The following is a 7,046-nucleotide window of genomic DNA, read 5'->3' as shown; positions in this document are numbered from 1 at the left end:
GGAAGAGGTGCTCCGGCTGGGGAGCGGGCAGGGCCGGCTCGCGACTTGCACCCTGCGCTACGGGAACGTCTACGGCCCGCGCCAGAACCCGAAAGGGGAAGCGGGGGTGGTCGCCATCTTTGCCACGCTCCTGCTGCGGGGGGAGCGGCCGACGATCTTCGGTGATGGCTCGAAGACCCGAGACTACGTCTTTGTGGAGGACGTCGTGCGGGCCAACCTCCTGGCCATGGAGGAGGCCCCCCCTGGGGCCTGCTATAACATCGGGACGGGCAAGCCGACGGCGGACCAGCGGATCTTTGATCTTGTCCGGGGAGCGGTGGGGGCGCATTTGACGCCTATTTACGGGAGCAAGCGGCCCGGGGAAGTGGACCACATCCGTTTGGACTGCAGGCGGGCGGAACGCGAGCTTGGCTGGCGTCCACAGGTCCTGCTGGAAGAGGGCATCGAGCGCGCGGTGGCATTCTACCGGGGCCGGACTGGTCATAAATAGGACTTGCAAATGGCCCCTTTTTCATGTAGAAAGCGTGTGTTTTTTAGACAGGCGGGCGGAAACTCGCGTGGTTACAAATCAGGCGGCGCTTGTTAAGCTATTGGATTTAGTGGACGAAACCGTCCGGGACGGCGACGGGCGGCGCCTGCGCGGACGGCCCAGGGTGTATGGGGATGGGGTAATGCTGAAGGTCTTCTTACTAATGACGCTCCAGCGGATCGGGACCTACCAGGGGCTGCACCGATATCTGGCGGAGGAACCGCTCCTGCGGGAGCGCCTCGGCCTCCCGAGGCTCCCGAGCCGACGGACGCTGGGCCGTCGGCTCAAGTCATTTTTACGGGAGCAGGGGGATGGGACGGCGGGGCGGCGGGATGGGGCGCGCCATGCGTGATCAGGCAAGCTCGACCAGGCTGGCGGCGGCCCTCCCCAGATTCGAGCGGGCGCGGGTTCTCGTGATCGGGGACCTGATGCTGGACGAGTACATCTGGGGGGCGGTGTCGCGGATCTCCCCCGAGGCGCCCGTCCCGGTGGTCCAGGTCCGCTCCGAGAGCGTCCGGCTGGGGGGGGCGGCGAACGTGGCCGCGAACGTCCGGGCCCTCGGCGCCGAGGTGAGCCTGCTCGGGGTGGTGGGGAGCGACATCGCCGGGGAGCGGCTGGTGCACGAGCTGGAGCGCATCGGGATCAAGGGGGACACGGTGCTGGTGGACCGGGGGCGGGCGACCACGATCAAGACGCGCGTCGTGGCGGGGAGCCAGCACGTGGTCCGGTTCGACCGGGAGGCCGTGGCCGACCTCCCTGCAAGTGGGGTGCGGGCCCTCTCGGAGCGGCTGCGCGCGCTGCTTCCCGGGGCCGCTGCCCTGGTCATCTCGGACTACGGGAAGGGGCTCATGACGGGCCCCCTGGTGAAAGCGGTCCTCCCCCTGGCGCGCCGCCACCGGGTGCCAGTTGTGGTGGACCCGAAGCTTGTGCTGTTCCGGTCCTACCGGCGGGTCGCGGTGATCACGCCGAACCATCACGAGGCGGCCGCGGCGGCGGCGCGGCCGATCCGGAATGAGGACGACTTGGTCGCGGTGGGGAAGATGCTCCGGACCCGGCTGGACGCCGACAGCCTCCTCATGACCCGGGGAGACCAGGGGATGTCCCTCTTCGAGCGGGATGGGACCGTTACCCACATCCCGGCCGTGGCGCAGGAGGTGTACGACGTCACGGGGGCGGGGGACACGGTGGTGGCCACGGTCGCCCTCGGGCTGGCGGCGCGGCTGCCGGTGCGGGAGGCGGCGGCGCTCGCCAACCAGGCGGCCGGGGTTGTGGTGGGGAAGGTCGGCACGGCCACGGTGAGCCGGGAGGAGCTGGCCCAGGCCATCCTGGACGGCGCCGGCCCGGCCCGGTCGCGGCGCGCCAATCGGCCCGGTGCGCGGAGAGGCTGATCCGTGGGACCGGCGCAGGAGAAATGGGCATCGGTCGCGGGTGCGGAGCCGGCAGGCGAATTTGCCCTCCGCCTCGTCGAGACCCTGCGGGCGGCTTTTGGGGAGCGCCTCGTGTCGGTTGTGCTGTTTGGCTCCCACGCGCGTGGCGAGGCGAGACCGGAGAGCGACGTCGACATCTTCCTGGTCGTCAAGGGGCTGCCGGAGAGCCCGCTGGACCGGATCGTCGAAATCCGCCGGCCACTGGCCGGCCGGGTGCGGGAACGCGTCGCCTTCATCGCCAAGACTCCCGAAGAGGTTCTGGCCCGCGTGCCATCCCTGTACCTGGACCTGGCGCTTGACGGTCGCGTGCTTTACGACACGGGTTTCTTTCGCGAGAGGCAAGCGGTTCTCCGGCGCCTGATCGAGCAGGCGGGGCTCCGGCGAGTCGTCCGCGGTGGGGAATTTTGCTGGGAGTGGGAGACCCCCCCACGGCAGGGGTGGCGGCTCGACTGGGACGGGTACCGTGCATTCTGAGGAGGATGCCCGCTACCGCCTGCGCCTTGCCCGGGGCTTTCTGCAGGAAGCGGAGCAGGATTATGAGCTTCGCCGCTGGCGCTCGTGCGTGAACAACGCGCAGCTGTCCCTGGAGAACGCCCCGCAGACCATCTTGGCACTCTTTGGCCCGTTGGCGAGGACCCACGAGCCGAGCGTCCATCTCAGGAATCTGATCGAGGGCGGGCGACTTACCGGGACAGCGAAGCAGACCTTGGAGCAGCTGCTCGAGACCTTTGAGACGATCGGGGCAGAGGAGCATTTTCTGACCGATTACGGCGATGAGGCGACGTACCGGGACCCCTGGGCGCTCTTTGGGGAGAACGATGCCCGCCGGGCATTGGAGGCAGCGCGGAGATGCGTGTCGGGAGCAAGTCGCATTTTCGAGGAGTTTCCCCGGTGAGGGCTGGAACGGGCCGACATTTCACGGAGAGGACAGGCCGGATGCCGGTCGCCGACACGGCCCACTACCGGCTGGCGCAGCGGCTTGCGGAGACGCTGCACCGGGCCTGGGGGGAGAACCTCGTGTCGGTGGTCCTCTACGGATCGGCGGCGCGCGGCGCGGCGCGGCGGGACTCGGACATTGATGTGCTCGTGGTCGCTGAGCGGCTCCCGGAGCGCTGGCACGAGCGCCTGGACCTGTTCCGGAAGGCGGCCGAGGCGCTCGAGCCGGAGCGCAGGAAACTGCGGGGCGAAGGCTACTGGGTGGACTTCTCCCCGCTGGTCTGGACGCGGGAGGAGGCCCGGCACACCTCCCGCCTCTATTTCGACATGACCCTGGAGGAGGGGATCCTGTTCGACCGCGAGGGCTTCTTCGCCGGCGTTCTCGCGCGCCTGCGTGAGCGGCTGGCGACTCTGGGGGCAAAGCGGAGGCAGTTCGGCCAGAAATGGTACTGGGACCTCAAGCCGGACTACCGGTATGGCGAGATCTTCGAGATATGACCAACCGGGACATGGCGCTCGGCCACCTGCGGCAGGCCGAGCTGCGGCTGCAGACGGCGCGCTTCGTGCGGGAGCAAGGGGCCTGGGCCTTTGCGGTGCGCCAGGCCCAGGAATGCCTCGAGTTGGCGTTGAAGGCCGCGCTGAACTTCGTAGGGGTGGATCCGCCCAAGTGGCACGACGTCGGGGCGATCCTCCAGCAGGAGCGCCACCGCTTCCCGGACTGGTTTGCCAAGGACGTGGACCTGATCACCTACCGGTCGCGGAAGCTTGCGGACGACCGGGAGCGCAGCATGTACGGGAGCGAGGAGCTGGCCCTCCCGGCTCACGCCATCTTCGGCGAAGTGGACGCCCGCGAGGCGCTCACGGCGGCAGAGGAGACCTTCGCGGCCGTGAAGCGTCTGGTGGAGGCCGAGGGTCTGTGATGGGGAGCCGGACATGAAGGTCATCGCCGTCATCCCGGCGCGGTACGCCTCCAGCCGGTTTCCGGGGAAAGTCCTGGCGGACCTGGCCGGCAAGCCGATGGTCCAGCACGTGGCGGAGCGGGCGGCCCAGGCGAAGAGCGTGCACCGGGTCCTCGTGGCGACGGACGACGAGCGGATCGCCGCGGCCGTCCGGGCCTTCGGGGCGGAGGCGGTGCTGACCGATCCCCACCATCCCTCCGGGACCGATCGGATCGCCGAGGCGATCCGGGAGGTCGCCTGCGACGTGGTCGTGAACGTCCAGGGGGACGAGCCGCTCCTCCCGCCGCAGATGGTGGACGAGGCCGTGGAGCCCTTCTTCGCCGACCCCGCCCTCGAGATGGGGACGGTCTGCCGGCAGATCGAGGACCCGCGCGACCTGACCGACCCCAACGTGGTGAAGGTGGTCCGGGACCTGGAGGGCTACGCTCTCTACTTCTCCCGGGCGCCCGTGCCCCACAGCCGGGACAGCCAGCGGGGGGCAGGCGCGCGGCCCTGCAAGCACATCGGCCTCTACGTGTACCGGCGCGCGTTCCTCTTCCGGTTCACGGCCTGGAAGCCGACGCCGCTCGAGGAGGCGGAGCGCCTCGAGCAGCTCCGGGCGCTGGAGCACGGGGTGCGGATCAAGGTGGTGGAGACGCGGCACGACTCGGTGGGGGTGGATACGCCGGACGATCTGGCGCGGGTGCAACGCGTACTCAACGAGAGGAGGGTATGGACACCAAGTTCATCTTTGTGACGGGCGGGGTCCTCTCGTCCCTGGGGAAGGGGTTGGCCTCGGCCTCCATCGCCTCCCTGATGGAGGGGCGGGGTTTCAAGGTGACGCTCCTCAAGATGGATCCCTACATCAACGTGGACGCGGGGACCATGAACCCCTTCCAGCACGGGGAAGTCTACGTCACGGACGACGGCTCCGAGACCGACCTGGATCTGGGCCACTACGAGCGCTTCACCACGGTTGGCCTCAGCCGGCTCAACAACGTCACCACGGGGCAGATCTATCACACGGTCATCACCAAGGAGCGGCGCGGGGACTACCTGGGCGGGACCGTCCAGGTCATCCCCCACATCACCGACGAGATCAAGCGGGCCATCCACCGGGTCGCCAAGGGCGTAGACGTGGTCATCGTGGAGGTGGGGGGGACGGTCGGCGACATCGAAGGGCTGCCGTTCCTTGAGGCGATCCGCCAGTTCCGGGCCGACGTGGGGCGCGACAACGCCGTCTTCGTCCATCTTACCTTGGTCCCCTACGTCCCCACGGCGGGGGAGCTGAAGTCCAAGCCGACCCAGCACAGCGTGAAGGAGCTGCTCGAGATCGGGATCCAGCCGGACGTCCTCCTCTGCCGGACCGACCGGCCCCTCCCCCGGGAGCTCAAGGCGAAGATCGCCCTCTTCTGTAACGTCTCGGAGAAGGCAGTCATCACCGCGAAGGATGTCCAGACGGTCTACGAGGTGCCGCTGCTCCTCCACGGCGAGGGGCTGGACCAGCTCCTGGTGGACATGCTGCGCCTGCCTCCCACCCCGCAGGACCTCGCTCCCTGGGAGGAGATCGTCCGGAAGGTCACGCACCCGGCGCGGCGGGTCACAATCGCCGTGGTGGGGAAGTACCTGGGGCTGAAGGACGCCTACAAGAGCCTCATGGAGGCGATCGGCCACGGGGGGATCGCCAATGACTGCGGCGTCGAGATCCGCTCCGTGGAGGCGGAGCAGGTGGAGCGCGACGGCCCCAAGCCGCACCTGCGCGACGCGCAGGCGGTCCTGGTCCCCGGCGGGTTCGGCGTCCGGGGGATCGAGGGAAAGATCGCGGCCATCCAGTACGCGCGGGAAGAGCGGGTCCCCTTCTTCGGCATCTGCCTGGGGATGCAGTGCGCGGTGATCGAGTTCAGCCGGAACATCTGCGGACTCGCCGGGGCCAACAGCACCGAGTTCGATCCCAAGGCGCCCCACCCGGTCATTGACCTGATGCCGGAGCAGCAGGGGGTGACCAACCTCGGGGGGACGATGCGGCTTGGCGCGTACCCGTGCCAGCTCGCGCCCGGGTCGCGGGCGGCCGGGGTGTACGGGGTGGCCGAGGTGTCGGAGCGGCACCGCCACCGGTACGAGGTCAACAACGAGTACCGGGCCGCCCTGGAGCAGCACGGGATGGCGATGTGCGGCTCCTCCCCCGACGGGAAGCTGGTCGAGATGATCGAGCTGCCGGAGCACCCGTACTTCGTTGGGTGCCAGTTCCACCCCGAGTTCCGGTCCCGGCCGAGGGACGCGCACCCCCTGTTCCGGGCGTTCATCGCGGCGGCGCTGGAGCATCAGGAGCGGGCGAAGCGTGAAGCGTGACATGCCAGCCACCACGGTCGCGGTCGGCGCGGTTCGCGTGGGCGCGGGGCAGCCGCTGGCGCTGATCGCCGGGCCCTGCGTCATCGAGGGGGAGGACTTCACCCTCCGGGTGGCGGAGCGGGTCCAGGCCATCTGCCAGCGGGCGGGTTTCCCGCTCATCTTCAAGGCATCCTATGACAAGGCGAACCGGTCCTCGGGCCGCTCGTTCCGGGGGCCCGGGCTGGAGGAGGGCCTGCGGATCCTCGAGAAGGTCCGCGGCGCGACCGGCCTGCCGGTGACGGCGGACGTCCACGACGTCGGCCAGGTGGCGGCCGTGGCGGACGCGGTGGACCTGCTCCAGATCCCGGCGTTCCTCTCCCGCCAGACCGATCTCCTGGTGGCCGCGGCCAAGACCGGGAAGCCGGTCAATGTGAAGAAGGGGCAGTTCCTCGCGCCGCAGGACGCGAAGAACATCGTCGAGAAGGTCGTGGGCGCGGGGAATCCGCATCTTCTGCTGACAGAGCGGGGGACCACCTTCGGGTACAACAACCTGGTGGCGGACATGCGGGCGCTCCCGATCCTGCGCGCCTTCGGCTGCCCGGTCGTCTTCGACGCCACCCACAGCGTCCAGCTCCCGGGGGGCGCGGGCACGGCCTCGTCGGGACAGCGGGAGTTCGTGGCCCCGCTGGCCCGGGCGGCCGTGGCGGTGGGGGTGGACGCGCTCTTCCTCGAGGTCCACCCCGATCCGGACCGGGCCCCCTCCGACGGCCCCAACATGATTCCCCTGGAGGTGCTGTCTCCGCTGCTGGGGGCCGTGCGGCGGGTGCGCGAGGCCGTCGGCGACGGGAGCTAGCTTCACCCGAAGCGCAGCGGCCGCGCGCGGCCGCC

The 7,046-nt window shown here is 69.5% G+C and carries 10 protein-coding genes; all 10 read left to right on the top strand.

All coding sequences use genetic code 11. The annotated features are described in order from the left end of the window. Nucleotides 1-490, top strand: a 490-nt coding sequence (locus VGT06_11365; GenBank protein HEV8663721.1) for an NAD-dependent epimerase/dehydratase family protein, incomplete at its 5' end; no start/stop codon positions are given. A 109-nt stretch (nucleotides 491-599) separates the two neighbouring features. Further along, nucleotides 600-881, top strand: coding sequence for a hypothetical protein (locus tag VGT06_11360; GenBank protein ID HEV8663720.1), 282 nt, complete (start codon nucleotides 600-602; stop codon nucleotides 879-881). Beyond that, complete coding sequence (gene rfaE1, locus VGT06_11355) at nucleotides 841-1,917, top strand: D-glycero-beta-D-manno-heptose-7-phosphate kinase (GenBank protein HEV8663719.1); 1,077 nt, start codon at nucleotides 841-843, stop codon at nucleotides 1,915-1,917. Before VGT06_11360 ends, rfaE1 begins: the two co-directional genes overlap by 41 nt. A gap of 3 nt (nucleotides 1,918-1,920) precedes the next feature. Next, a complete protein-coding gene (locus VGT06_11350) occupies nucleotides 1,921-2,430 on the top strand; it encodes a nucleotidyltransferase domain-containing protein (protein HEV8663718.1) in 510 nt (169 codons plus the stop codon). Then, nucleotides 2,420-2,851 carry a HEPN domain-containing protein gene (locus tag VGT06_11345; protein ID HEV8663717.1) on the top strand — a complete coding sequence of 144 codons (432 nt, stop codon included), beginning with the start codon at nucleotides 2,420-2,422 and terminating at the stop codon, nucleotides 2,849-2,851. Before VGT06_11350 ends, VGT06_11345 begins: the two co-directional genes overlap by 11 nt. Nucleotides 2,852-2,892: 41 nt before the next feature. Further along, nucleotides 2,893-3,390: a nucleotidyltransferase domain-containing protein gene (locus tag VGT06_11340; GenBank protein HEV8663716.1), complete on the top strand. Its 498-nt coding sequence runs from the start codon at nucleotides 2,893-2,895 to the stop codon at nucleotides 3,388-3,390. Further along, complete coding sequence (locus VGT06_11335) at nucleotides 3,387-3,812, top strand: HEPN domain-containing protein (protein HEV8663715.1); 426 nt, start codon at nucleotides 3,387-3,389, stop codon at nucleotides 3,810-3,812. Before VGT06_11340 ends, VGT06_11335 begins: the two co-directional genes overlap by 4 nt. A gap of 13 nt (nucleotides 3,813-3,825) precedes the next feature. Beyond that, complete coding sequence (gene kdsB / locus VGT06_11330; protein HEV8663714.1) at nucleotides 3,826-4,587, top strand: 3-deoxy-manno-octulosonate cytidylyltransferase; 762 nt, start codon at nucleotides 3,826-3,828, stop codon at nucleotides 4,585-4,587. After that, entirely contained in the window at nucleotides 4,563-6,179 is a 1,617-nt protein-coding gene (locus VGT06_11325; protein ID HEV8663713.1) for a CTP synthase, read from the top strand. The genes kdsB and VGT06_11325 overlap by 25 nt, the downstream gene beginning before the upstream one ends. 1 nt (nucleotide 6,180) lies before the next feature. After that, nucleotides 6,181-7,011 carry a 3-deoxy-8-phosphooctulonate synthase gene (gene kdsA / locus VGT06_11320; GenBank protein HEV8663712.1) on the top strand — a complete coding sequence of 277 codons (831 nt, stop codon included), beginning with the start codon at nucleotides 6,181-6,183 and terminating at the stop codon, nucleotides 7,009-7,011. The last annotated feature ends 35 nt before the right edge of the window (nucleotides 7,012-7,046 follow it).

The sequence above is a fragment of the Candidatus Methylomirabilis sp. genome, assembly GCA_036000645.1.
GTDB lineage: Bacteria > Methylomirabilota > Methylomirabilia > Methylomirabilales > JACPAU01 > JACPAU01.
Note: the sequence above shows the minus strand (reverse complement) of the source record. Positions and strands in the feature narration are given on the sequence as shown.